The 25780-nt window shown below is 40.4% G+C and carries 21 protein-coding genes and 2 pseudogenes; 14 read left to right on the plus strand and 9 right to left on the minus strand.

The annotated features are described in order from the left end of the window. Positions 1-118 precede the first annotated feature (118 nt). Complete coding sequence (gene secA, locus MMP60_RS03205; RefSeq protein WP_241334942.1) at positions 119-2854, plus strand: preprotein translocase subunit SecA; 2736 nt, start codon at positions 119-121, stop codon at positions 2852-2854. A 147-nt stretch (positions 2855-3001) separates the two neighbouring features. Next, positions 3002-3376 (plus strand): hypothetical protein, encoded by a 375-nt coding sequence (locus MMP60_RS03210; protein WP_241334943.1) that lies wholly within the window; start codon positions 3002-3004, stop codon positions 3374-3376. Positions 3377-3434: 58 nt separating this feature from the next. On the opposite strand, the gene lpxO is transcribed toward MMP60_RS03210, so the two are convergent. The 3 genes from lpxO to MMP60_RS03225 form a co-directional block, all read right to left on the minus strand. Beyond that, complete coding sequence (gene lpxO / locus MMP60_RS03215; protein ID WP_241334944.1) at positions 3435-4340, minus strand: lipid A hydroxylase LpxO; 906 nt, start codon at positions 4338-4340, stop codon at positions 3435-3437. Positions 4341-4493: 153 nt separating this feature from the next. Next, positions 4494-5804: an MFS transporter gene (locus tag MMP60_RS03220; protein ID WP_241334945.1), complete on the minus strand. Its 1311-nt coding sequence runs from the start codon at positions 5802-5804 to the stop codon at positions 4494-4496. A 100-nt stretch (positions 5805-5904) separates the two neighbouring features. After that, positions 5905-6546, minus strand: a complete 642-nt coding sequence (locus tag MMP60_RS03225; RefSeq protein WP_241335170.1) for a hemolysin III family protein — start codon at positions 6544-6546, stop codon at positions 5905-5907. Positions 6547-6647: 101 nt separating this feature from the next. Between MMP60_RS03225 and MMP60_RS03230 the strand changes: the two genes are divergently transcribed. Together MMP60_RS03230 and MMP60_RS03235 are read left to right on the plus strand one after the other, a co-directional pair. Then, positions 6648-7865, plus strand: a complete 1218-nt coding sequence (locus MMP60_RS03230; protein ID WP_241334946.1) for an SAM-dependent methyltransferase — start codon at positions 6648-6650, stop codon at positions 7863-7865. A 17-nt stretch (positions 7866-7882) separates the two neighbouring features. After that, on the plus strand, positions 7883-8305 hold the full coding sequence (locus MMP60_RS03235; RefSeq protein ID WP_241334947.1) for a GNAT family N-acetyltransferase: 423 nt from the start codon (positions 7883-7885) through the stop codon (positions 8303-8305). Between the two features lie 56 nt (positions 8306-8361). On the opposite strand, the gene MMP60_RS03240 is transcribed toward MMP60_RS03235, so the two are convergent. The 3 genes from MMP60_RS03240 to MMP60_RS03250 form a co-directional block, all read right to left on the minus strand. Further along, entirely contained in the window at positions 8362-8601 is a 240-nt protein-coding gene (locus tag MMP60_RS03240; protein ID WP_241334948.1) for a hypothetical protein, read from the minus strand. Between the two features lie 266 nt (positions 8602-8867). Further along, complete coding sequence (locus tag MMP60_RS03245; protein WP_241334949.1) at positions 8868-9722, minus strand: patatin family protein; 855 nt, start codon at positions 9720-9722, stop codon at positions 8868-8870. A gap of 66 nt (positions 9723-9788) precedes the next feature. Continuing rightward, the gene (locus MMP60_RS03250) at positions 9789-10010 is read right to left on the minus strand and encodes a hypothetical protein (RefSeq protein WP_241334950.1); all 222 of its coding nucleotides are present in this window, start codon (positions 10008-10010) and stop codon (positions 9789-9791) included. A gap of 263 nt (positions 10011-10273) precedes the next feature. Between MMP60_RS03250 and MMP60_RS03255 the strand changes: the two genes are divergently transcribed. Beyond that, a complete protein-coding gene (locus tag MMP60_RS03255; RefSeq protein WP_241334951.1) occupies positions 10274-10564 on the plus strand; it encodes a hypothetical protein in 291 nt (96 codons plus the stop codon). Positions 10565-10657: 93 nt separating this feature from the next. On the opposite strand, the gene MMP60_RS03260 is transcribed toward MMP60_RS03255, so the two are convergent. Next, positions 10658-12793 (minus strand): 3-hydroxyacyl-CoA dehydrogenase NAD-binding domain-containing protein, encoded by a 2136-nt coding sequence (locus MMP60_RS03260; protein ID WP_241334952.1) that lies wholly within the window; start codon positions 12791-12793, stop codon positions 10658-10660. A 277-nt stretch (positions 12794-13070) separates the two neighbouring features. Beyond that, the gene (locus tag MMP60_RS03265; RefSeq protein WP_241334953.1) at positions 13071-14276 is read right to left on the minus strand and encodes an acetyl-CoA C-acetyltransferase; all 1206 of its coding nucleotides are present in this window, start codon (positions 14274-14276) and stop codon (positions 13071-13073) included. A gap of 233 nt (positions 14277-14509) precedes the next feature. Here MMP60_RS03265 and MMP60_RS03270 point away from each other — a divergent pair, with 233 nt between their 5' ends. The 3 genes and pseudogenes from MMP60_RS03270 (at position 14510) to MMP60_RS03280 (ending at position 16663) form a co-directional block, all read left to right on the plus strand. After that, positions 14510-15607, plus strand: coding sequence for an agmatine deiminase family protein (locus MMP60_RS03270; RefSeq protein WP_241334954.1), 1098 nt, complete (start codon positions 14510-14512; stop codon positions 15605-15607). 85 nt (positions 15608-15692) lie between these two features. Further along, a pseudogene (locus MMP60_RS03275) lies at positions 15693-16166 on the plus strand (adenylate kinase); the annotation flags it as partial. Positions 16167-16231: 65 nt separating this feature from the next. Next, a pseudogene (locus tag MMP60_RS03280) lies at positions 16232-16663 on the plus strand (NUDIX domain-containing protein). Between the two features lie 39 nt (positions 16664-16702). Here the strand turns inward: MMP60_RS03280 and MMP60_RS03285 are convergent. After that, entirely contained in the window at positions 16703-17716 is a 1014-nt protein-coding gene (locus MMP60_RS03285) for an AraC family transcriptional regulator (RefSeq protein WP_018677818.1), read from the minus strand. Between the two features lie 213 nt (positions 17717-17929). Here MMP60_RS03285 and MMP60_RS03290 point away from each other — a divergent pair, with 213 nt between their 5' ends. The 6 genes from MMP60_RS03290 to MMP60_RS03315 all read left to right on the plus strand — a co-directional run bounded on the left by MMP60_RS03290 (position 17930) and on the right by MMP60_RS03315 (position 25763). Then, positions 17930-19048: a CaiB/BaiF CoA-transferase family protein gene (locus tag MMP60_RS03290; protein ID WP_241334955.1), complete on the plus strand. Its 1119-nt coding sequence runs from the start codon at positions 17930-17932 to the stop codon at positions 19046-19048. Positions 19049-19192: 144 nt separating this feature from the next. After that, positions 19193-20413: a carbohydrate porin gene (locus MMP60_RS03295; RefSeq protein ID WP_241335171.1), complete on the plus strand. Its 1221-nt coding sequence runs from the start codon at positions 19193-19195 to the stop codon at positions 20411-20413. Between the two features lie 145 nt (positions 20414-20558). Continuing rightward, on the plus strand, positions 20559-22955 hold the full coding sequence (locus MMP60_RS03300; RefSeq protein ID WP_241334956.1) for a glucose/quinate/shikimate family membrane-bound PQQ-dependent dehydrogenase: 2397 nt from the start codon (positions 20559-20561) through the stop codon (positions 22953-22955). 251 nt (positions 22956-23206) lie between these two features. Next, positions 23207-24850, plus strand: coding sequence for a nitrite/sulfite reductase (locus tag MMP60_RS03305; RefSeq protein ID WP_241334957.1), 1644 nt, complete (start codon positions 23207-23209; stop codon positions 24848-24850). After that, entirely contained in the window at positions 24843-25328 is a 486-nt protein-coding gene (locus MMP60_RS03310) for a DUF934 domain-containing protein (protein WP_241334958.1), read from the plus strand. Before MMP60_RS03305 ends, MMP60_RS03310 begins: the two co-directional genes overlap by 8 nt. A gap of 81 nt (positions 25329-25409) precedes the next feature. Then, positions 25410-25763 (plus strand): SMR family transporter, encoded by a 354-nt coding sequence (locus MMP60_RS03315; protein ID WP_241334959.1) that lies wholly within the window; start codon positions 25410-25412, stop codon positions 25761-25763. Positions 25764-25780: the final 17 nt, after the last annotated feature.

Genomic DNA, 25780 nt, shown 5'->3' on the forward strand with positions numbered 1-25780 from the left:
GCCTCGCAGTTTTTTTACCTGTTTGGATGCAAAGCCCTTGTAGTTCTTATTTCTGACTCCATAATAACAGCTAAGAAAAAATTACTTATTTAAACAAACAGGATTAGAGAGTTTATTCATGTTGGCAAGTCTGATCGGAGGTATCTTCGGTACAAAAAATGAGCGCGAGCTCAAACGCATGCGTAAAATTGTTGAACAAATTAATGCGCTTGAACCGACGATATCTGCTCTAAACGATGCAGACCTCTCTGCAAAAACTCCAGAATTCAAACAGCGTTTTAATAACGGTGAAAGTTTAGATAAATTGATGCCTGAAGCCTTTGCGGTTTGCCGTGAAGCAGCGAAACGGGTTATGGGTATGCGTCATTATGATGTGCAGCTTATTGGCGGTATTACCTTACACGAAGGTAAAATTGCTGAGATGCGTACAGGTGAGGGTAAAACCCTCATGGGTACTTTAGCATGTTATTTGAATGCATTGAGTGGTCAAGGCGTTCACGTGATTACGGTGAATGACTACTTGGCACAACGTGATGCTGAACTGAATCGCCCATTATTTGAGTTTTTAGGTCTGAGCATTGGTGTGATTTATTCAATGCAAATGCCAGCCGAAAAAGCTGAAGCTTATTTCGCCGATATTACTTACGGTACTAACAACGAATTTGGTTTCGATTATCTTCGTGACAATATGGTGTTTTCTCTACAAGAGAAAAAACAACGTGGTTTAAGCTACGCGATTATTGATGAAGTTGACTCAATTTTAATTGATGAAGCACGTACCCCATTGATCATCTCTGGGCAAAGTGAAGATTCATCTCATTTGTACCAGTTAATCAATAGTATCCCACCAACATTAAGCCCACAGAAAGAAGAAAAAGTGGCTGATGGCGGACATTTTTGGGTAGATGAAAAGCAACGTTCAGTTGAAATGACTGAAGTTGGGTATGAAACGGTTGAACAAGAATTGATTCGTATGGGGTTATTGGCTGAAGGTGAAAGCCTTTATTCAGCAACCAACTTGAATTTGGTTCACCATGTGACTGCTGCAATTCGCGCACATTATTTGTATCAGAAAAACGTACATTACATTATTGGCGTCAATCCACAGACTCAAAAGCAAGAAGTTATTATTGTGGATGAAAGTACAGGTCGTACGATGCCTGGTCGTCGTTGGTCAGAAGGTCTGCACCAAGCGGTTGAAGCCAAAGAAAACATGGAAATTCAACCAGAAAACCAGACATTGGCAACCACAACATTCCAAAACTATTTCCGTCTGTATAAAAAGCTTTCAGGTATGACAGGTACTGCTGATACTGAAGCTGCGGAAATGAAAGAAATTTATGGCTTAGATGTGGTGTTAATTCCAACCCATCGTCCGATGGTACGTCAAGATCATAACGATTTAATTTATTTGAATCGTAATGGTAAATACAATGCCATCATTGAAGAGATCAGCAATATTCGTCAGAAAGGTGTTGCACCTATTTTGATTGGTACGGCAACGATTGAAGCCAGTGAAATTTTATCTTCAAAATTGCTACAAGCAGGTATCCATCATGAAGTTTTGAATGCAAAACAACATGAACGTGAGGCGGATATTATTGCGCAAGCAGGTAGCCCGAATGCGGTGACGATTGCCACCAACATGGCAGGTCGTGGTACAGATATTTTGCTCGGTGGTAATTGGAAAGCGAAACTTGCCAAAATTGAAAATCCAACATCTGAAGATGAAACTCGTTTACAGGCGCAGTGGGAAAAAGACCACGAAGATGTTTTAAGTTCTGGTGGTTTACATATCATCGGTTCTGAACGTCATGAATCACGCCGTATTGATAACCAGTTGCGTGGTCGTGCAGGTCGTCAAGGTGACCCAGGTGTATCACGTTTCTATTTGTCGCTTGAAGATGATTTGATGCGTATCTTTGCGGGTGATCGTGTGGTTGCCATGATGCGTGCAATGGGCCTACAAGAAAATGAAGCCATTGAACATAAAATGGTGAGCCGCTCGATTGAAAATGCACAACGTAAAGTTGAGGCACGTAACTTTGATATTCGTAAAAACTTATTGAAGTACGATGATGTCAATAACGAACAACGTAAGATTATTTATACTCAACGTGATGAAGTCTTGGCAGAAAGTACCTTACAAGACTATATCGAAGAAATGCATCATGAAGTTATTAAAGGGGTGATTGCTAACTTTATCCCACCTGAATCGATTCATGATCAATGGGATATTGAAGGTCTAGAAAATGCACTACGTACTGATCTAGGGATTGAGCTTCCTGTTCAACAGTGGCTTGATCAAGACCGTCGTTTAGATGAAGAAGGTTTGATTGCACGTATTTCTGATGAAGTGATTGCTCGCTATCGTCAACGTCGTGAGCAAATGGGTGATGAGTCGGCTGCAATGTTAGAACGTCACTTTATGTTGAATTCACTTGATCGTCATTGGAAAGATCATTTGGCAGCGATGGATTACTTACGTCAAGGGATTCATTTACGTGGTTATGCACAGAAGAACCCTGAGCAAGAGTATAAGAAAGAAGCTTTCAACTTATTTGTGAATATGTTGGGTGTGATCAAGTCGGATGTTGTGACTGATTTATCTCGCGTGCATGTACCGACAGCAGAAGAGCTGGCTGAGTTAGAAGCTCAACAACAACGTCAAGCGGAATCTATGCGTCTTTCTTTTGAGCATGACGATGTGGATGGTTTAACGGGTGAAGTGACTGTTTCTGAAGAGACGGGTAGTTTATCTGGAAATACACTCTTCCCAGTTCCTGAAAGCCGTAATGCGCCATGCCCATGTGGTTCTGGTCTTAAATACAAGCAATGTCATGGTAAAATTTAATCATTCTCGACTTGGTTTAGACTTGAGTAAAGAGCAGAGCATTGGCTCTGCTTTTTTTACGAGAAGTAACTTGAGTCTAAGTCAACTTTGTAGTTTGATTATGAAATTATAGTCCTTGATTGGATTCGCATTAAAAGCGGGAAGACAATGAAAAAGCCATTACAACTTTTAATTTTAGCGAGTGCGACAGTATCTGGTTTCGCAGTTGCAGAAAATATTCCTCAAACCACAACGGTGGATAAAGTACTTGCAGCAAAAGGGCCAACAACCGCTGAAGCTCAAGTGAAACATGAGGTTACGACCGTCATCAGTCCACGCACAGGTATTCGCTATACTTTAGGTGATACAGGTAATCGTCCAATTGTGTTACAAACAGCGGCAATCGCACCTGCAAATTCTGCCAATATTAATCGCATCGTGGCAACAAACCCAGCATTGTCGGCAAGAAGCCAAGAGAAAGCAAAAGTTGCTTTGATTGGTGAAGCGGCAGTGCAAACAGCAAGTGCTCAGCCACCCAAATAAATATTTAATGTCAAAAAAAAGAGATGATTAGCATCTCTTTTTTTATGTAAAAATTTGATTATAAGAAACTTGGAAGTAGAATTAAGCCAATAATAATACCGAATAGTAGCCATTTAGAAACATAGTACAAGCGGCGATTACGCTCTTTTAGTCCACGACCATAATGGTGAACTGCATAACCATATTTAAAGATACGGTTAATAAATCCTGTATTGTCTTGATCATCATTGGGTGAGCTTGCGGCAGACATGATATTGCGTCCAAACCAATGATTTATTTTCTGCGCCCAACCCCATTTCATCGGGCGTTCAATATCACAGAACAGGATGATACGAGTCTCATCAGTTTGATTATGTGCCCAATGTACATAGGTTTCATCAAAAACTGTTGCTTCACCATCTCGCCAACTATAGCGTTCTTGATCGACTTCAATAAAGCAATCGTCGCTATTAGGGGTGACTAAACCTAAGTGATAACGAACAGAACCTGCATAAGGGTCACGGTGTTTACCTAAGTAGCTGCCCGATGGAAGCTCGGTAAACATCGCTGCTTTTACAGAAGGAATACTTTCGAGTAAAGCCACTGTTTTTGGGCAAAGCTGCTGTGCTGAAGGATGGCTTTCTTGATACCATTTCAAGTAAAAACGTTTCCAACCACGTTTAAAAAACGTATTAAAACCAGCATCATTATTTTTTTCAGAGGCTTTAATTTGATTTTGAAGTTGAATGGCTTCTTCTCGAATGACTTGCCAATTGTCTTGAAGCGGTTTTAGCTCAGGAAATTGTGCGACGTCAAAAAAAGCTTGGTTCGGCAATTTAGAAAAACCAGTCATAAACATGTTAACTGGTGCTAGGAATGTAGAATGGTCGAATAATTGTCGAGATGCTTTTAATCGTTCCTTTCCACGATAATAGGTGTATAGGAAGCTGATTAGAAATACGGCAACGATAATCACTGCGTACATAAATACAGTCATCTAAAAATAGGAGGGAGGTATTTTAGCACAAAAAATATTTTGCAGAATGTTGTTGTCAAGTCAACGTACAAAGTCGAAAGATTACCAGATCAGTGGTTTTCGGGTGATTATTAAAATGAATCACCCGAAAGAATCGAACCATTAAATTTGATTATTTACATCATCATTTTTGGTTTCACGGATCAGTAAAAATGCAATCAAAGATAAAATTGACGCTAAGCTAAGATATAAGCCTACAGCGCCTAGACCATAACTTTCTGCAAGTTTAGTCGCGATATAAGGGGCAAAGGATGCGCCAAAAATACCCGCTAAATTAAAAGTTAATGCTGAACCCGTATAACGGACTGAGATTGGGAAAATCTCTGAAAGTACGGTTCCAATCGGCCCATAGGTGAGCCCCATAATCGAGAGTCCGATACATAAGAACAAGAAGACCAATATCGGGCTACCTGAACCGAGTAAAGGGGCGAAGCATAGCCCAAACAAAGCTGACAAGATACATACGGCAATTGATGTGGTTTTGCGTCCAAATTTCTCAGCTAAAATGGCTGAAACTGGAATAAATGCAGCAAAACATAAGGTCGCAACCAGTTGTAGTTGCAAAAACTCACCTCGTGTATAGCCTAATTGAGTTGTTCCCCATGTTAGAGCGAATACTGTCGTGAGATAAAACACCACAAAAGTACAGATTGCCGCAATCGTACCGAGAATTAACATCGGGAGATGCTTGGTCATGACTTCTTTAAATGGCACATTGACTTCTTTTTGCTTATTTAGCACCTTTTGAAAGGCAGGTGTTTCATGCAGTTTCAAACGAATGTAGAGACCAACAAGAACCAATACAGCACTGGAAATAAAAGGAATACGCCATCCCCAAGCCATAAAATCTTGTTCGGACATAAATGCATTCAATAAAAGAAATGAGCCTGTTGCCAAAATGAAGCCAATTGGCGCACCGAGTTGAGGGAACATGCCATACCAAGCGCGTTTACCTTCTGGTGCATTCTCAGTGGCAAGTAAAACAGCACCACTCCATTCACCACCCAGACCTAAACCTTGCCCTAAACGGCATAAGGCGAGCAGTAGTGGTGCTGCAAGTCCAATTTGTGCATAGGTTGGCAATAGCCCAATACACACGGTTGAAATTCCCATAGTGAGTAAGGCTGCAACCAATGTTGCTTTACGCCCAATTCGATCACCTAAATGCCCAAAAATTGCTGCACCAATTGGACGAGCAATAAAGGCGATGGCAAAAGTTGCCAGTGATTTGAGTACCGCAGCGCTATCGCTACTTTCAGGGAAAAAGAGATGTGGAAAAATCAGTACAGCGGCGGTGGCATAGATATAAAAGTCAAAAAACTCAATCGTAGTGCCCACAAGGCTGGCAAATAATACCCGTACTTTTGAATTGCTTGCCACCTCAGTGGTGACAGTCGTAGTACTTGACGACATACATAACCTTAATTTTATTTATTCAAGAGACAGAATTGCTGCCTTGAAAATTCCTTTTGAATGCGGAGTTTACTCAGCAAACTTGATGTTATGTATTACTTTATAATACATAACAATAGATCGCTAAAAAGTGTAAACCTGCCCCTAATAGCACAAAAACATGCCAAATTGCGTGGGTATATCTTACCTTTTTTAACGCATAAAACAATGTGCCGACAGTGTAGGCAAGTCCGCCTGCAATCAAGAGTTGTACTGCATCTTTAGAGAGATAACGTTGCATATCATCCATGACTAAAACCGCTAACCATCCCATCAAGAGATAAGCTGCCAGTGAAACTTTTTGAAAGCGATGGATAAAAACGAGCTTAAACAGCGTGCCAATCAGTGCAATCACCCATAAAGCGATCAGTAAATAGTGAGCTTTGGCGGTTGGAATTGCGATACTGAGAAAGGGGGTATACGTCCCTGCAATCAGATAATAAATTGCAGTATGATCTAATTTTTTATACCAATAGCGTTTGCGTTCATCTTGAGCAAAGTGATACAGCATTGAACTACTGAGTAATAAGACTAAGCTAAATCCATAGACCCATAAACTGATCCATTGCCCTAGTGCTAAATCTTGCCCTTTAATAATCAGTAAAATAGAGGCAACCAGTGCTAATGCTGCCCCAATACCATGACTATAGGCATTGATGAGTTCTTCTTTGGGGTCATAGCTTATGAGAGTATTTGCAGTCATCAGATTTATAGTTTGCATAAAAATACAACTGTATCGTAATGCAATTTCCCTTTTAAAGTAAGACGCTTTAGAATTTAGTTTCTATTTGCTAGGTTTTCATTATGTTTGCGCCAAACTTTTCTTTTGAACAAGAACAGCAGTTTTTCTTGGATATTCAGCAATCTATTGAAAATAAAGACTTTGATCGGCTGATCATCAGTCAATACAAAGGTGAACAGGTAGAATTAGAAAAGATGACTTTTCGGGTGATTGAATTGCAAGGGCAGGCAACACTCTCTTGTTTATACCATCATACGACTCAAGACATTACCAAAAATTATACCATTGCGGAGGGCTTGGAAAAAATTGCCGAGCTTTTGCAATTGTCTAAGCAAGCCAATTTATTTAGCTTAGATCAAGATATTCAGCTCAAGAAGAATAAAAAGAAAGCCATGTTGAATCGCCAAAAAAAGCAAGCCACAACACTTAAAGTTGAACAGCAACAACATGATCGTGAAAAGCAACGTTATGTACAGCAGCACAGTCCATTTTTAAAACATTTGGGTATCGCTGATGAAAAAGGGCAGATTGTCCCAAGTATGGCGCGGAAATGGAAACAGATTAATAAATTTATTGAAATTTTTTCGCATGCGTATGAGCAGATTGATGCATCACAACAAGAATTGAATATTGTCGATTTTGGTTCAGGTAAAGGCTATTTAACCTTTGCGTTGTATGATTATTTACAAACACAACAGAAAACACCGTTGATTACGGGGGTTGAATTGCGTTCAAACTTGGTTGAGTTCTGCCAAAATGTTGCTGATCAGGTAGGCTTTAATCATCTCGATTTCTTTGAAGGTGATGTACGTAGCTATCAGCCTGAAAAATTGGACGTGATGATTGCACTACATGCGTGTGATATCGCCACGGATTTTGCGATTCATACGGGTATTCGCCTCAATGCATCCATGATTATGTGTGCACCATGTTGTCATAAAGAGCTTCGTCCGCAATTGCACAGCCCAGAAGTATTACAGCCGATGCTGCAATTTGGTATCCATGCAGGACAACAGGCGGAAATGTTGACCGATACCTTACGTGCTTTATTACTGAAAGCTTATGGCTATGAAACCAAAGTCTTTGAGTTTGTAGCTTTGGAGCATACCAGTAAAAATAAAATGATTTTGGCGACCAAACGTAAAGAACTTCAGCAACCAGATCCTCAGATCATGCAGCAAATCCAAGCTTTAAAAGCGATGTATGGTATTGAAAAACAAAGTCTAGAATTATTATTGCAAGATCAAATGCCGATCGAAAATTTGGGCTGTAAGTGTTAATCGAGTCTGAGAATAAGATGTATCACTTTAAACAGGGATGTTGGGATCAATTACAGCAAGATGCTAAATTGATCCGAACACAGGTTTTTATTGTTGAACAACATATTCCTGAAGCAGAGGAATGGGATGATCACGATGCCATTTCACAACATTTTGTGATTTATGATCAAGATTATCCGATTGCCACAGCGCGTTTGTTGCAGAACCACAGTGTAGGGCGAGTGGCTGTTGTTAAAGCCTATCGGGGGCAAGGCATTGGACGAATGATCATGCTAGAGATTATTGCCTATGCACAACAACAGGCTCGACCACATCTGCAACTTTCCTCACAAATCCATGCAGTTTCATTTTATCAACAGCTTGATTTTATCGTGCAAGGTGATGAATATGATGAATGTGGTATTCCGCATATTGAAATGACGATGTCTATTGACCGATAAGCTAAATCCTGAATTCTCATACTTCACTATATGGATGAGCCATCGTCAAATTGATGCTATTGGTGTTGATGATCTTGTGTAGCCACTTCAGAGCTTGCAGAAGATGCTGCTTGAGAAAGCTCTTTTTGTTGTTGGGCTTTACGTTGTGCACCCGGCATATAATCAGGTTCTTGAGACATTGCTAGATAGAAAAAGCTGAGAAAAATCGTACTTAGTACACCGACAATGATGACAAATTTCCATCCTAATACGGTTTCTTCATTTGAATCTTTTTGTGGGGATGGCTGATTGCTCATAATAAATTCCAAAAAATAAAAATGCTTAGCATTACAGCATTCATGCATAAAATTAACAAAACCTTAAATATTATATGGCTTTCTGATTCATTTGAGTGGCGTTTATCCATTTATATTTTTGACTAAATTAAACGCGTGGATTTGCAAAAGTTGGTGCTTCGAATTCTATCTAAGATAAAAAATTACAGAAAGTAAATGCTTTGATCAAGTGGGTGGGAAAGCCAAGTCTTAAATTGGGGGCATTCAAGACTTGGTTGTTACTTTATTTAAAGATTTTTCCAATCTTCAATCGCTTTTAAGCCTGTTTCGATCCCGACATCATAGCTATAGCGGATTTTTGCTTTATTTTGAGAAAGTCGACCAGCCATATTTTTTAAATCTGGTGGACAAACTTCAAGAATTTTTTGTTCTGATGCTGAACGTGCAAATTGTACAGAATCATTATAACGTTGAGTTCTTGAAAGTAAGCTTTTTGCAAAACCACGTTTTTGTTGAAACACATATTTAGCGAGTAACTGATCTCCTTTGCTACTGGCTTTATAATAATTTTGAGGACGTGTTCGCAGTACCATAAGTTTTGAAACATCATGTTGTTGAGCTGCCCAATGTACGGGTAGGGCATCTGCAACACCACCATCAAAATAGGGTTCTCCAAAGATATCAACGGCTTGACGTGTCAAAACTGGAATCGAACTAGATGCTCTTAATCCATCTAGAATATTGTCTTTAGATGCTTTGATATACGTGGCATCGCCTGAAACGGCATGGGTAAGCACCATATAAAATTCTGGATGATTGGCAAATAGATGCGCCTGATTCAGAGGATATTCTTTTTCAACCACATCCCACATCCATTTTAAATCCAGTAAATCGCCACCTTTAAAGAAACGACCATACTGAATAAATTCAGAGCGAAGTGAGTGATCTAAATAGATTTGCAAAGTACGACCTTGTTGTGCCGCTAAATAATTCGCAACATTGGTCGAACCAGAGGAGACACCGACACAGAGGTCAAAAGGATTAAATTGTTGCTGTAAAAATGCATCTAAGACACCGCTGGTAAATGCACCGCGCATTCCACCACCTTCAACGACCAGTGCCTGACGATTTTGGTGAAGCATTGAAAATCTCGAATATCATGATAAACCCCTGTTTAACATGGATTCATCATGATCGACAATAGTATTTTAGTTGTGATGTTGATGCTCAGAATGGGGTGTCTCTGTGCCTGTAGACGCGTGAGACATTTCAGCTTGAGGTACTGCTTTATTTTTGTTCATTGGCATATAGTCTGGCTCATTGTTCATGGCCAAATAGAAAATGCTCATGAAAACAATGCTCAAGATAATCGTAATAATTAATGCTTTCCAACCCCAAGGCGAAGTTTCTGGACAGAGTTTTTCAGACATAGGATTTTTCCTAAAGAGAGAAAATAAATAGCCTTATAACATAAAAATATTATCAACTCAGTGTGTAGATGTTAATTACTCTGCTAAAAGTCGACTTTTGTCGAATATGGATTGCATTATTGGATTGTTAAAATAGAAAGAGTATTCAATCAATGAAGACAGATTCTTTCAAGGTAGATAAGAAGCTGAGCAGTATCAGGATAATGGTCTACTTTGAAGGTCATAACAAGATTGATGAAAAACAAAATATGATGGAGAAAAAAATGATTTTGGATTCAACAGATACGGATGTTTTTGCAGCTGTTACACAATTTTATGTACGTTTAAGACGAGTGACGGGGCGTGTGGTTGATGTTCTTTATATGGTAGAAAATCAAGAGTATGCTCAGCACCTAATTGATTATGCAAAAACGGTTGATGATACCGAGTTGCAAAGTCATGTAAATCATTTAACACGGTCTTTCAATATTATTAAAGCACCTGTTGCCGCAGCGGAACAACCTAAAAAAGTGGTCGAAAGACCTGAGCCACAGCGCGTCTGGTTTTTAGGTTAAAGAATTTCTCTGAATCTAATGCATAAAAATTGATATTCCTCCCTCTATGATGAGAGGGAGGAAGTAATTGCCGTTTAATATTGCAGTATGCTGTTATTTAAATACATCACCTGATATGGCATGTGTTCTCAGTAACTCAGGTGCTGTAAAACGTTCACCATACTTAGCTGCTAATTCCTCTGCACGTTGTAGCGATTTCGCAACGCCATTTTGATTCAAGAACTGAATCGCACCACCTGTCCACGGCGCAAAACCAATACCAAAAATTGAACCAACATTGGCATCAATGACAGACTCCAAAACACCTTCTTCATAGCAGCGTAAGGTATCGAGTGCCTGCACAAACAAGAAGCGATCAATGATGTCCTGTTCAGGAATCTGATTGTCTTTGCTCCAACGGCTGAGTCCATCCCATAAATGTTTTTTGCCATTTTCTGGATAGTCGTAGAAACCTGCACCTGCCGCTTTACCTTTACGATTCAGCTCATGAATCATGGTGTGAACCACTTCATCAACCGACGTTTTTGGCAGGTCTTTACCTTCAGCTTGTAGTGCTTTGCGCGTTTCGCTTGCAACATGCTCAGTCAAGGTTAAGGATACTTCATCTTGAATCGCAAGTGGGCCGACAGGCATACCTGCCTTGAGTGCTGCCATTTCGATTTTCGCTGGATGAACACCTTCGGCAAGAAGACGCATACCTTCCTGAATGAATGTGCCAAATACGCGACTAGTAAAGAAGCCACGGCTATCATTGACAACAATTGGAGTCTTGGCAATTTGCTGAACAAAGTCATAGGCTTTAGCCAATGTTTCAGCAGAAGTCTCTTTACCTTTGATGATTTCTACTAATTGCATTTTGTCTACAGGGCTAAAGAAATGTAGGCCAATAAAGTTCTTGGTATCTTTACTTGCAGTTGCCAAACCTGTGATTGGTAAAGTTGAAGTATTTGAAGCAAAAATACCACCCTCAACCAAATATTGTTCAGCTTCTTGAGTCACTTTAGCTTTGAGTTCTTGATTCTCAAATACTGCTTCAATGATTAAGTCACAGCCTTGCAAATCTGCCGCATCCGCCGTTGCAGTAATCAGTGCTAACACTTGATCGCGTTTTTCCGCTGACATACGACCTTGTGAAACACGTTTATCAAGAAGTTTTTGCGAATAAGCTTTGCCTTTTTCTGCATTTTCTACAGATACATCTTTGAGTACTACAGGAATGCCTTTGATTGCGGTTGAGTAGGCAATGCCTGCACCCATCATGCCTGCACCCAATACTCCAACTTTGGTGGCTTGCCATTTTGCAACATCAGCAGGGCGGCTAGCACCTGATTTAATAGCATTGAGACCATGCCAGAATGTACCGATCATGTTTTTAGAAACTTGACCAACAGTCAGTTGAGTGAAGTAACGCGATTCAATACGTAGTGCTGTATCTACATCGACTTGCGCACCTTCAACTGCGGCAGCCATAATTGCTTCAGGCGCAGGGTAACAGCCTTTGGTTTTGTCACGCAGCATGGCAGGAGCGATCGCAAGCACTTGTGCAACCGCAGGGGTTTTAGGGTCGCCACCTGGAATCTTGTAACCTTTCACATCGTAAGGTTGTTGCGACTTCGGATTGGCTTTTACCCAAGCAATTGCTTTATCTAACAGCTCTTGTTCGTTTTCAGCGGTATCATGTACTAAGCCGAGAGATTTTGCTTTATCAACCCCAAATTGCTTACCTTCCATGAGGAAAGGAAATGCATTTTGTAAGCCTAGCAAACGCACCATACGAACGATGCCGCCACCGCCTGGGAGTAAGCCCAAAGTTACTTCAGGTAAACCAAACTTGGTTTTTGGATCATTAATCGCAATACGATAATGGCAACCTAAAGCGATTTCCCAACCACCACCAAGTGCTGTACCGTTTAAAGCGGCAACGACAGGTACGCCTAAAGTTTCGATCGTGCGTAAGTCACCTTTGAGTTTTTCAATCATTTTGAAAAATTCAGTCGCATGCTCAGGTTGCACTTGAATCAGTTCATCCAAGTCACCACCAGCGAAGAAGGTTTTCTTCGCAGAGCGGAAAATAATGCCTTTGAGCTCAGTTTCAGCTTTGAGCTTTTGGCTGACATCTTCGAGTGAGTCACGGAATTCTGCATTCATAGTGTTTGCAGATTGACCTGATGAATCAAGGGTAAGAATTACAATATTGTCAGCGTTTTTTTCGTATTTAATAGCGCTCATACATCATCGTCCAATATTTTATGAGCTTAATCGTAAGCAATCTGCGGAAGTAAAGATAAGCACCGCAGAGTCTTGTTAAGCTCTCATCTAGTTTCAGGATAAACCTTCGGTTCGACCTACTTTTGTTTTGGCAAAAGTAGGCAAAACCATTGTCATTCGCAAAACCTGTTCAATTCTTTCATTTATACAATTTATCGCAGAAACAATACATTGTAGATGCTATGCAGGTTGCGAATGACGTTTCCGAGTCTCATATTTCAGGGAGGTGTTGAGTGCTTTACACCAACTCGATAATGGTAGCGATGCCCATACCACCACCCACACATAATGTTGCTAGACCACGCTTCTTGCCTTGACGTTCTAATTCATCCAATAACGTACCTAGAATCATAGCGCCCGTTGCGCCTAAAGGATGTCCCATGGCGATCGCACCACCATTGACATTGACTTTCTCGGCAGGAACTTTCAATTCAGTGATAAAACGCATGACCACAGCAGCAAAAGCTTCATTGACTTCAAATAGGTCAATGTCGTCAATCGTCAAGCCTGCTTTGGCTAAAGCTTTGCGTGCAGCAGGAGCAGGACCAGTCAACATAATGGTTGGGTCAGTACCCACCAATGCAGTTGCAAGTACTTTTGCACGTGGTTTCAAGCCTTGTTCTTTGACTGCTTTTTCAGAAGCAAGTAATACCACCGCAGCACCATCGACAATACCTGACGAGTTACCTGCATGATGCACATGGTTAATTTTTTGAGCTTCAGGATATTTTTGTAATGCAATGGCATCGAAGCCCATTTGTCCCATCATTTCAAAGCTGGCATTCAGTTTTGCCAAGCCTTCAACGGTGGTCGAACCGCGAATAAATTCATCTTTTTCTAAAATCATCACACCTGAATGATCTTTCACAGGTACAACCGATTTATCGAAATAGCCATTCGCTTGTGCCGCTGCTGCTTTTTGTTGTGAAGCGACTGCAAAAGCATCGACATCTACACGACTATAGCCATCTAAAGTGGCAATTAAGTCAGCACCAACACCTTGTGGCACAAAAGATGATTTTAAATTGGTTTCAGGATCAAGCGCCCATGGGCCACCATCTGAACCCATAGGAATACGTGACATGGACTCCACACCACCAGCAACCACAATATCTTCCCAACCTGAACGAACTTTTTGCGCTGCCAAGTTCACTGCTTCTAAACCAGAAGCACAGAAACGGTTGATTTGTACACCTGCAACGTCATCATTCCAACCTGCGGCAATCGCAGCAGTTTTGGCAATATCGCCACCTTGATCACCAATTGGTGTAACACAGCCTAAAACGATATCATCGACTTTAGACGTATCGAGTTGATGACGTTGTTGTAATTCATTCAATAATGTTGTCAGTAAAGTAATTGGTTTTACTTCATGTAATGAGCCGTCTTTTTTTCCTTTTCCGCGTGGGGTGCGAATGGCATCAATAATATAGGCCTCGCTCATAGCTGTTCCTTGTATTGCCTTAAATTAAAAATCATTGTGCTTCGAGTGTACTCAATTTAAGTAGCAGTGCAATGATGATAAACATTGGCAGCTTTGATGTTTTTCGCCAATCAAAGTGAATTACTTTTGATCATTACTGCTGTGTATTTTTGTTCTTTTGGTGATATCACGATGAGCTTTCGATTAGACTAAATCTAGAAGGTTTATTGTTTTTAACGAGTGGGGTAAAGAGAATGATAAAACTAAAAAGCCGTTACGCTATTACCTTGTTGGCATTGTCTTTATTTGGTTGTGATTCATCTGGCGGTGATCTTGGAAAAAATAACCTTACAGAGCGTAAAACTAAAGTGAATCAGACCTATTCAAATCAAGTGGCTAAGGACAGAATGCTTTTAGTTTTGTCTGCACCCTCTATCCATGATCCTTACTACAAACCCGCTTTTCAACGGATTGTGAATTTTCAAATTAATTATGCTCAATCCATTCTCGGCAATGATAATGTGGTGATTTTGGTCGATGAAGATACTAAGCCTTATTTCACGGGTAAAGTTCCTGAAGACATTTTATTGGTGGATGATGTACGAGATATTTGGATGCGTGACTTCACCACAGTCAATCCAATCAAACCTGTACAATTTACTTATACGTGGGCTTCGATGAGTGAAAAGCAAAGTAAAGCAGTGCAGAAAAGTTTTAGTCGTTTTGCAGACCGTTATCAAATTCAAAGAGCGAAAACAGATCTGATGATTGATGGCGGCAATCTGGTTGATGATTATGCAGGTCGAGTGATCACCACCACTCGTTTTATGGAAGATAATGAGCTGAGCTATGATGAGGCGAAACAAGAATTAAAAATGGTTTTAGGTGCGAAAGAAGTTGCCATCCTAGAACCCGATGAAGAGGTACTTGCACATTCAGATGGGATGGTGAGTTGGGTTGATAAAAACACGTTGCTCGTGAATGATTATTCAAAAACACCATCATTTAGAACAACGGTGATGGATGAGTTGAAAACTTCATTTCCAAGTGCAAAGATTGTGGAAGTACCTGTTGAATATAAAACCAATCCAAAAGGTCAGTGGGATGGTTTTGAATCGGCATGTGGCGTGAATCTGAATGCCACGGTCACGCATAACAATATTTATGTACCGACTTTTAATATGCCACATGACCAAAAAGCATTGAGTATTATTAAGCAAAATACCTCGAAGAAAGTGATTCCGATCAATGCGGAAAGTGTTTGTCCAATGGGAGGCAGTGTGCGTTGTCTGACTTGGCAAGTGACAGGTGAAAATGCAGGGAAACTTATTCAAGCTGCACGAGAAAGATAATAATTTTAATAACTTGCATCTGATGCTTCACGGGCAGATGCAAGTTCGTTAAACTCGCCTGCCATTTTTAGTGTACTCATAAAAAATGAAGTTTATCAATATTATTGGTACGACTGGTTCTGGTAAATCGACATTTGCTCGAAAATTGGCACGACAGTTAGAATTAACACCCATCGAAATGGATGATTTGTTTTGGCTAGACGATTGGCAAGAACCAACGGATGAGGTGTTTTTTGAAAAATTAAAAAACAAAATGGATCGTACTACAGGTGGTTGGGTATTGGATGGTAATTATACTCGTACTATGTCGTTAAAATTGGTGAAAATAGATACCATAGTTTGGTTGGATTACTCGTTTTCTAGAGATTTTTTTCATTTAATGAAACGGAGTTTATTCAACCTTATAAGCCAAAGAAAATTATGGGAAAACTCTAATAATCGGGAGAGTTTAAAGCTATTGTTTTCTAAACAATCAATTTTTATTTGGTTGATTCAGCAATACCCTAGAAATAAAGCAAAATATCAAATGATGATGCAGGATCAAAAGTATCAACATATTTAATTTATTCGTCTAACTTCACCGAAACAAGCAGCAGAATTTTTACAGCAAATTAAGGTTGTACAATGACACGTATAGGAGCAAAAGCCCTTTGTTTATTTCGTTATGGAGATAAGGTACTACTTGCCAAAGGCTATGATCCTAATAAGGATGAATATTTTTTCAGACCAATTGGCAGTGGAATAGAGTTTGGCGAAACTTCTGTACAATCGATTGAAAGAGAAGTTCTAGAAGAAATTCAGCAACAGATTGCTCAGCCTAAACTTATTTGCGTACTGGAAAATCTATTCAGTTTTGATGGTCAACAAGGGCATGAAATAGTTTTTGTATATGATGCTGAATTTGTGGACTCCGCATTATATAACGAAGCCGAGATACAGGGTCATGAAACCAATGGCTTCACATACATTGCGTAATGGCTGAGTCGAGAGCAGATCGAATTTAGCCAATCTACTGTTTATCCCAAAGGAATTGAGCCGTGGCTATTTAGAGAATAGATAGCCTGAGTTTCCAGACTATCTAGTAGAACATTTGATTTACAAATGCTGTCCATGTAGTTGGCGATATAAACCAGGCGTAACTCCCGTCCATTTTTTAAAGGCACGGTGAAAAGTACTGGTTTCACTAAAGCCGACTTGTTGAGCGACATCTTCAAGGGTGAGATTAGGGGTGAGTAATAAGTGAATTGCAGCATCACGACGTAACGCATCCTTCACACCTTGATAGCTTTTTCCTTCCGCAGCTAAACGACGGCGCAACGTTTGTGGTGATAAATACAACATTGATGCAACATCATTCAGTGTTGGCATTTCTTCGCCAATTTGGCTTTTCAACACATCACGAATACGTGAAGTTAGGGAGTTGGTATTCTTAAATTTCACCAATAATTGTGCAGGCGCAGCTTTTAAGAATTCTTCTAAGGTTTTGTCATCTTGGCGTATCGGTAAATCGAGATAATCAGCCGCAAATGTAATTTCTGTACGTGGTGCATCGAACTGCATGACAGGTGCAAAGAACAGGGCATCGTATTCATCTGCATGGCTTGGGCGTTCATAACCAAAATGTACACGTTCCAAGGGTAAACGACGTTCGATTAACCATGAAGCAAGTCCATGCCAAATCATCAGCATACTTTCAGTAATAAAATGATCAGGGTCTAATGCTTTGGGAATGTGTGGTACTAAGCGGGCTTCGTGCTTATCACGTTCTAAGCTTACAGACCATTCATCTCCAAACAGTTTATAGAATTGAGAGGACAGTTCGAGTGCTTGCCCAAGCGTCTTGGAGTGGATGATCAATTGGCACATGATGGCAAATGTACCTAAACGACGGGGTTGTACATCAAAACCCACATGTTCGTCTTGAGTGACCATCCATAACATTTTAACAAAGCGGGTATATTGTTCGGGAGAGATACGCGCTTTTGGCTGACGTAACAGTTCTGCTTCTATGCCGACATGTGAAAGTAATGTTTCAACGTCCATGCCTAGGCGTTTCACACCTGTTAAAGCCGCATTCACGAAGTGGATGCTGATCGTATCACGGCTCATATTGAATCCTTCAGTTTCTTTACTATTCACGATAATTGACCTAAATAACCGTCTAAAATATCAAATTGGGCAATTGACAAGAAAAATAACTGCTCAATACGTACATGTTAAATTGCCGAAACTATCAAGGTAAATGGCTGAACATGACATTGTTTTTGTGTTTATCAGTACCTAGTATAAAAGAAAATTTAAACAAATTGAGTAAAAATTATTATGCCATCTGCTTTAAAAGGATTGAAAGTCCTCGATTTTTCTACTTTATTACCTGGGCCATTTGCAAGTATGTATCTTGCTGACATGGGTGCAGAAGTGATCCATGTTGAATCACCAACGCGTCCAGATCTTGTGAGAATTATGCCACCCTATGCCAATGGACAAGCCACGGCACATAGTTATCTGAATCGCAATAAGCAATCTATCGCACTCGATCTCAAAGATGCAGCCAATATTCAACTGATCAAAAATAAAATTTCTGAGTTTGATATTGTGCTTGAGCAATTCCGTCCTGATGTCATGCGCCGTTTAGGTTTGGACTATGAGACTTTGGCAGAGATTAATCCGCGTCTCATCTATTGCTCGATTACAGGTTATGGTCAAACGGGAAGTTATAAAGATCGGGCAGGACATGACATTAACTATTTGGCGCTTGCAGGTGTTTCAGGTCATAGTGGTCGTCAAGATAGTGGCCCACCACCACTTGGAATTCAAATTGCAGATGTAGCAGGGGGTTCATTGCATGCGGTGATTGGTATCTTAGCTGCGGTTGTTGAGCGTCAACGTAGTGGTCTTGGACAATATATTGATATTTCCATGACAGATTGTGTGGCAAGTTTAAATAGTATGGCTGCTTCTGCAAGTTTGGCAGGGCAAACACCACAAGCCCCTGAAGAGGGCATGCTCAATGGTGCAAGTTTCTACGATTATTATGAAACTCAAGATGGGCGTTATTTCTCAGTCGGTAGTTTAGAGCCACAATTTATGGCAGGTTTGGCTGCGGCTTTAGAATTGCCATTACTTCTCGCCAAAGGCACATCATTTGATGCAGAAGACCGCCAAGCGGTGAAACAAGCATTACAAGAAAAGTTTAAAACCCAAGATTTTGTAGTATGGCAGCAACTTTTTAAAACCTTAGATATTTGTGTGGAACCTGTTTTGAGTCTTGATGAAGCATTGGTTTCTCCAATTGCTGAACAACGTGGTTGGGTCGTGGATGTACCATTATCTGAAAATAGTGAACAAACCGAAGCCCAATTGGCATGTCCAATTAAGTTCTCACGTTCACAAATTAAATATGCCTTTATTGGTCAGGGTTTAGGTGAGGGTAAGTGGTAGATAATATGTGAGATTTATCACTGATTGTTAAGATGTTGTACAGTTTGTTAACATTTTAAATAAATTGTTATCAAAAAAATCAGAGTAACCTTTTATGTTAAGAATATGAAAGGTTACACAAACATGACAATCTCTCACGCTCAGATTGTTTCTTGTTTATCCGTTCTATCATTAAGTTTAGTTGTACAACATGCTCAAGCAACTTCAGCATTTGATCCAAAGGGTCAGTGGTTGTTTGGTGATTGGAACGGTCAACGCACTGCGTTACAAGAACAGGGTTATAAATTTTCTGCAGATTACACAGGCGAATTTGCAGGAGTCTTAGATGCTAAACAGTCTTCTAGTCACGGTAATGAATTTACTGGGCAATTGGCTTTAGGCACACACTTCGATCTCAATAAAATTCTAGGTTGGCAAGATACTGAAGCACAAATCACGGTGACTTATCGTGATGGTCAATCGTTATCGCAAACGGCAGATGGCTTACAGGGTCATCAAAGTTCTGTGCAAGAAGTATGGGGACGTGGTCAAACTTGGCGTTTAACGGATCTCTGGATCAAAAAGCAATTTTTAGATCAAGCCTTAGATATTAAAGTGGGACGCTTTGGTGAGGGTGAAGATTTCAATAGCTTTGACTGCGATTTCCAAAACTTGGCTTTATGTGGCTCACAAGTGGGTAACTGGGTCGGTGATCAATGGTACAACTGGCCTGTAAGCCAGTGGGCGTTAAGAGTTAAATACAATTTACAACCTGATCTTTATGCACAAATTGGGGCTTATGAATATAACCCTGAAAATTTGCAGCGTGCTAAAGGTTTTAACTTAAGTACTGACGGTTCTCGTGGGGCAATTATTCCAGTAGAACTAGTTTGGTCACCGAAATTAGGTCAGCACTCTCTTTCTGGTGAATACCGCTTTGGTTACTACTACAGTACAGCAGATGCTGTAGATATCAGTAATTCTGCCAAAACTTCACATAAACAAGGTGGTTGGTTCACAGCGAAGCAACAACTTATTCGTCAAGATACGGACTCGGATCGTGGACTGAGTGGTTTTATAAACGTTACGGTGCATGACTCAAAAAATAACGCTATCAAAGACATGCAAAATGTCGGTTTAATCTATAAGGGTTTACTTGAGCAACGTCCTCAAGATGAACTTGCTTTGGGTGTGGCACGTATCCACGCTAACGATGAAAATAATCCTCGATTAGATGAAGAATACAATACTGAATTGTATTACGGCATTCATGCAACCGATTGGCTAACCATTCGACCAAATATTCAATATGTCCACCATGTAGGTGCATTGAAAGATGGTGATAAGACATGGGTTGGCGGAATTAAGTTCCAAACCATTTTCTAATTTCAATATTCAAGCAACTTTGCAGATGACGTTTATGAATATAAGTGGCATTTGCAAATTTTCCGTTTTGATTTGAACTCGACTATAAAGGGGATTGATCATCTTCTTTATGGATCTATAAATACAAAAGATGCAAGGTGATCGTATGAATCAATCTGCTTCAAAATCTGGGCTAAGAACATTGACGGTGATGATCCTCACCGCAATTGGATTGTTCTTGCTGATTGGTGGTATCTGGCTCGCAGCAATCGGTGGGTCTTTTTATTATGTGATTGCAGGCGCGCTGTTACTCACTGTGGCAGTGCAACTTTATAAACGTGCTTCAGGTCCTTTATGGGTCTATGCTGCATTGATGTTAGGCAGCATCATTTGGGGTGTTTGGGAGGTTGGAACTGACTTCTGGGCACTTGCACCACGTCTTGATATTCTTGGGATATTGGGCTTGTGGTTACTCATTCCTGCGGTTACACGTGGTCTCTATAACCTGACATCAAGTAAAGTGGCATTATCATCGACTTTGCTGATTGCGATTGTGGTAATGGTGTACTCGATCTTTAATGATCCACAAGAGATCAATGGTGTGATCCAAACGCCTCAACCTGCACAAGCGAAAGCCGTTGATGGGATTGCGCCTGAAGATTGGCCTGCTTATGGTCGTAGTCAAGGGGGAGAGCGTTATTCTCCACTCGCACAGATCAATGATCAGAATGTCAAAGATCTCAAAGTTGCTTGGACATTTCGTACAGGTGATTTCAAAACTGGCAATGATTCAGGTGAAACCACCAACCAAGTCACACCAATCAAGATCGGCAACAATATGTTTATGTGTACGCCACATCAGCATTTGATTGCGATTGATCCTGTAACAGGTAAAGAAAAATGGCGTTTTGATCCTAAACTTAAAACGGATAAGACTTTTCAACACTTAACCTGTCGTGGGGTGATGTACTACGATGCTGCCAATACCACCGAATTTGCCACTAGTTTACAGGCGAAAAAATCGACTTCTACTGAATGCCCACGTAAAGTCTTTGTTCCTGTGAATGATGGTCGTTTAGTTGCTGTGAATGCTGATACGGGTAAGGCATGTTCTGACTTCGGTCAAAATGGTGAAGTAAATTTACAAGAATTTATGCCGTATGCGTATCCAGGGGGCTATAACCCAACTTCTCCGGGTGTGGTTTCAGGTACAACGGTGGTGATCGCGGGTTCAGTCACGGATAACTACTCCAATAAAGAACCCTCTGGTGTGATTCGTGGTTATGATGTCAACACGGGTAAATTATTGTGGGTGTTTGATACGGGTGCGGCTGATCCAAATGCGATGCCAGGTGAAGGAACGACATTTGTTCATAACTCACCAAATGCTTGGGCACCACTTGCTTATGATGCAAAATTGGACATCGTTTATGTCCCAACAGGTGTGGGTACACCAGATATTTGGGGTGGTGATCGAACTGAGTTAAAAGAGCGTTATGCCAACTCGATGCTGGCGATCAATGCGACAACAGGTAAGTTGGTCTGGCATTTCCAAACTACACATCATGATTTGTGGGATATGGACGTACCATCACAGCCATCTTTGGCGGATATCCAAGTTAAATCAGGTCAAACTGTTCCTGCAATTTATGTTCTAACTAAAACGGGGAATGCCTTTGTTTTAGATCGCCGTGATGGTCAGCCAATCGTACCGATTACTGAAAAACCAGTCCCGCAAACCGTGAAATGGGGACCTCAAACCAAAGGTGAGTTCTATTCAAAAACGCAACCATTCTCTGATTTTAATTTAGCGCCTAAAGAGAAATTAACTGATAAAGACATGTGGGGTGCCACGATGTTTGATCAGTTGATGTGCCGTGTGAAGTTTAAACGTCTGAACTATGATGGTATTTATACGCCACCTTCTGAAAATGGAACCTTAGTTTTCCCTGGAAATCTTGGTGTATTTGAGTGGGGGGGGATGTCCGTCAATGCAGATCGTCAAGTTGCAGTGATGAATCCAATTGGCTTGCCATTTGTGAGTCGCTTAGTGCCTGCTGATCCCAATCGTCCTCAAACTGCAAAAGGTGCAGGCACAGAACAAGGGATGCAACCTATGTATGGCACGCCATATGGAGTCGAGATTAGTCCATTCCTGTCTCCATTTGGCTTGCCATGCAAACAACCTGCATGGGGCTTTGTGACTGGTGTGGACTTAAAAACCCATGAAGTGGTTTGGAAAAAACGTATTGGTACGATTCGTGACAGCTTGCCACAATTGTTCCAATTACCACCCGTGAAAATTGGTGTGCCGGGTTTAGGTGGTTCTATTTCAACTGCGGGTAATGTGATGTTCGTTGCAGCAACCCAAGATAATTATCTTCGTGCATTCAATGTTTCAAATGGCGATAAGTTATGGGAAGCACGTTTACCTGCGGGTGGACAAGCAACACCAATGACTTATGAAGCCAATGGTAAACAATACGTGGTGATTATGGCGGGTGGGCATGGTTCATTCGGGACTAAAATGGGTGATTATTTAGTCGCTTACGCATTGCCTTAAATCCCTCCCTTGTGGAGTACACGCCTCACCCTTTACGAAAGGGAAGAGTACTCTCTTTAAGCTTCTGCCACTTGAATTGTGGCTGAGAATGAATGGAGATTAAAAGCCCAGATTCTTCTGGGTTTTTCTTTTTATTGCTTAATCTAAGCTTATCAATAAAATCGTTATTAAATATGCAAAAAAAGCATTTTGTTGATGAATAAAAGCTCGCTATGCTAGTCGCCTTTATAATGAATGACTAGCCATACGCCATGTATTTATATACGGATTTCGATCAACAACTGATTAACCAACGTGTTGCTCAGTTTCGCGATCAAACAGAACGCTATTTAGCAGGAAAATTAACAGAAGACGAATATCGTCCACTACGTTTGCAAAATGGTTTATACGTGCAACGTTATGCACCGATGCTCCGTATTGCTGTGCCTTATGGCTTGATGAATACAAAACAATTAAGAAAAATTGCTGAAATTGCGACTGAATACGATCGTGGTTATGCCCACGTTTCAACTCGTCAAAATATTCAGTTGAACTGGCCTGCTTTAGAAAATGTGCCAGATATTCTTGCTGAACTAGCAACAGTACAAATGCATGCCGTACAAACCTCTGGTAACTGTATCCGTAATACGACGACTGACCAGTTTGCAGGCGTGGTTGCAGGTGAAATTGCTGACCCACGTCCAACGTGTGAATTGATTCGTCAGTGGAGTACGTTCCACCCTGAATTTGCGTTCTTACCACGTAAGTTCAAAATTGCAGTTTCTGCTTTGGAAGAAACAGATCGTGCTGCAACTGCATTCCATGATATTGGTGTTTATATCGTTCGCAATGAAGCAGGCGAAATCGGCTATAAAATTATGGCGGGCGGTGGCTTAGGTCGTACTCCAATTATTGGTAGCATAATTCGTGAGTTTTTACCACGTGAAGATTTGATTGCTTATTTAGAAGCGACCTTACGTGTATATAACTTACATGGTCGTCGTGATAACAAATACAAAGCACGTATCAAAATTTTGGTGAAAGCATTAACGCCACAAGTATTTGCCGAAAAAGTTGAAGCTGAATTTGAACACACCCGTGAAGCATTAAAGATTCAACCTGAAATCTTAAAAAAATTAGATGAGGAATTTACCCCATTCGATTATCAAGATTTAGAAGATCAAGATTTCACAACCTTGTTTGCTGAATATCCAAAATTCAAACAATGGTTCAACGTGAATACCAATGCACATAAAGTCAAAGGCTATCGTATTGCAACGATTTCTTTGAAACGTGCAGGGATTGCTCCAGGTGATGTCACCACTGAAGAAATGAACTTAATCGCGGATTTAGCGGATAAGTACACTTTTGGTGAGTTCCGTACGACACACGAACAAAATATTTCACTTGTGGATGTCCCACAAAAAGATTTATTAGAATTGTGGCAAACCTTAGAACAGAACGATATGGCGCGTGCGCATATCGGTTTTATTACCGATATTATTTGCTGCCCAGGCGGTGATTTCTGTTCATTGGCAAATGCGAAATCAATTCCAATTTCAGAAGCGATTAGCCGTCGTTTTGATGATTTAGATACCATCTATAATCTTGGTGAACTTGATCTGAATATCTCAGGCTGTATGAATGCTTGTGGTCATCACCATGTAGGTAACATTGGTATTCTTGGTGTAGATAAAAAAGGTGCAGAATTCTATCAAATCACTTTAGGTGGCAACGCGAATCATGATGCGTCTATCGGTGATATTTTAGGACCATCTTTTGCTGCTGATGTAGTACCTGATGTGATTGAAGAAATCCTCAATACTTATCTTGATCTACGTACTGAAGGTGAGCGTTTCATTGATACGTATCGCCGTGTTGGCATCCAACCATTTAAGGAGCGTGCTTATGCTTAATACATCGCTACAAGTGCTGTTCAAAGATGGCACGATTGCTGACAATACTTATCAAGTGATTGCTGAAGATGGCGTGATTCCACAAGGTGATGTGGTTGTAACAACGGCTCAACTTGATCAGTTGGCAAATGTACAAGCTAAAAAAGCGTTATACATTACCGTCAATGATTCACCTGAAACGCATCAATTTCCATTGAATGAGTTGGATACAATCTTCATTGAGTTTGCTGGTTTCAATGATGGTCGTGGTTATTCATTTGCAGCATTATTACGTCGTCAAGGTTATCAAGGCGAGTTACGTGCTGTCGGTGATATCTTTAAAGATGTTTTAAACTATTTAAAACGTTCTGGCTTTGATAGCTTTGTGGTTAAAGAAGGTAAGGATATTCATGAAGCCGCTGCTGGACTTCAAGATTTCACCAATCCTTATCAAGCATCAACAGCAGTACCACAAGCGAGTTACCAAACAGGTGCTTAGACTCGTTTAAGTAAAAAAGCTGAACTCAGGTTCAGCTTTTTTATTGCGTATTATTTAAAATTTATAGATTGAAGAATAACAATGCTGACCTTTATTGCAAAAATAAATCCTGGGGTGATTTGGCTGCTTTTCGCCATCGCAACTGATGTGCTCTCAACTTTTTATTCTGCCAAAGGTAATGGTTTAGTCAACAAGTTTGACCAAGGAATCGCTTTGGTTTTGTATCTTGTTTCTTTTACTTGTGCTGCGATTGCATTGAAGTATATGCAAGCTGGGATTTTATATGTGCTTTGGTCTGGGCTAGGTGTTATTGCGACAGCTGCTTTAGCTAAGGTTTTTTTAGGACAGCATATTGATTTAGCAGGGTGGGTTGGGATTGGATTTGTTACAATTGGTCTAATGATTATTGCCCAATATTCGAATATTGATGTTTAATAAGGAATATAGAATGA

The organism is Acinetobacter sp. ANC 4805, from assembly GCF_022549495.1.
In the GTDB taxonomy this organism is placed as follows: Bacteria; Pseudomonadota; Gammaproteobacteria; order Pseudomonadales; family Moraxellaceae; genus Acinetobacter.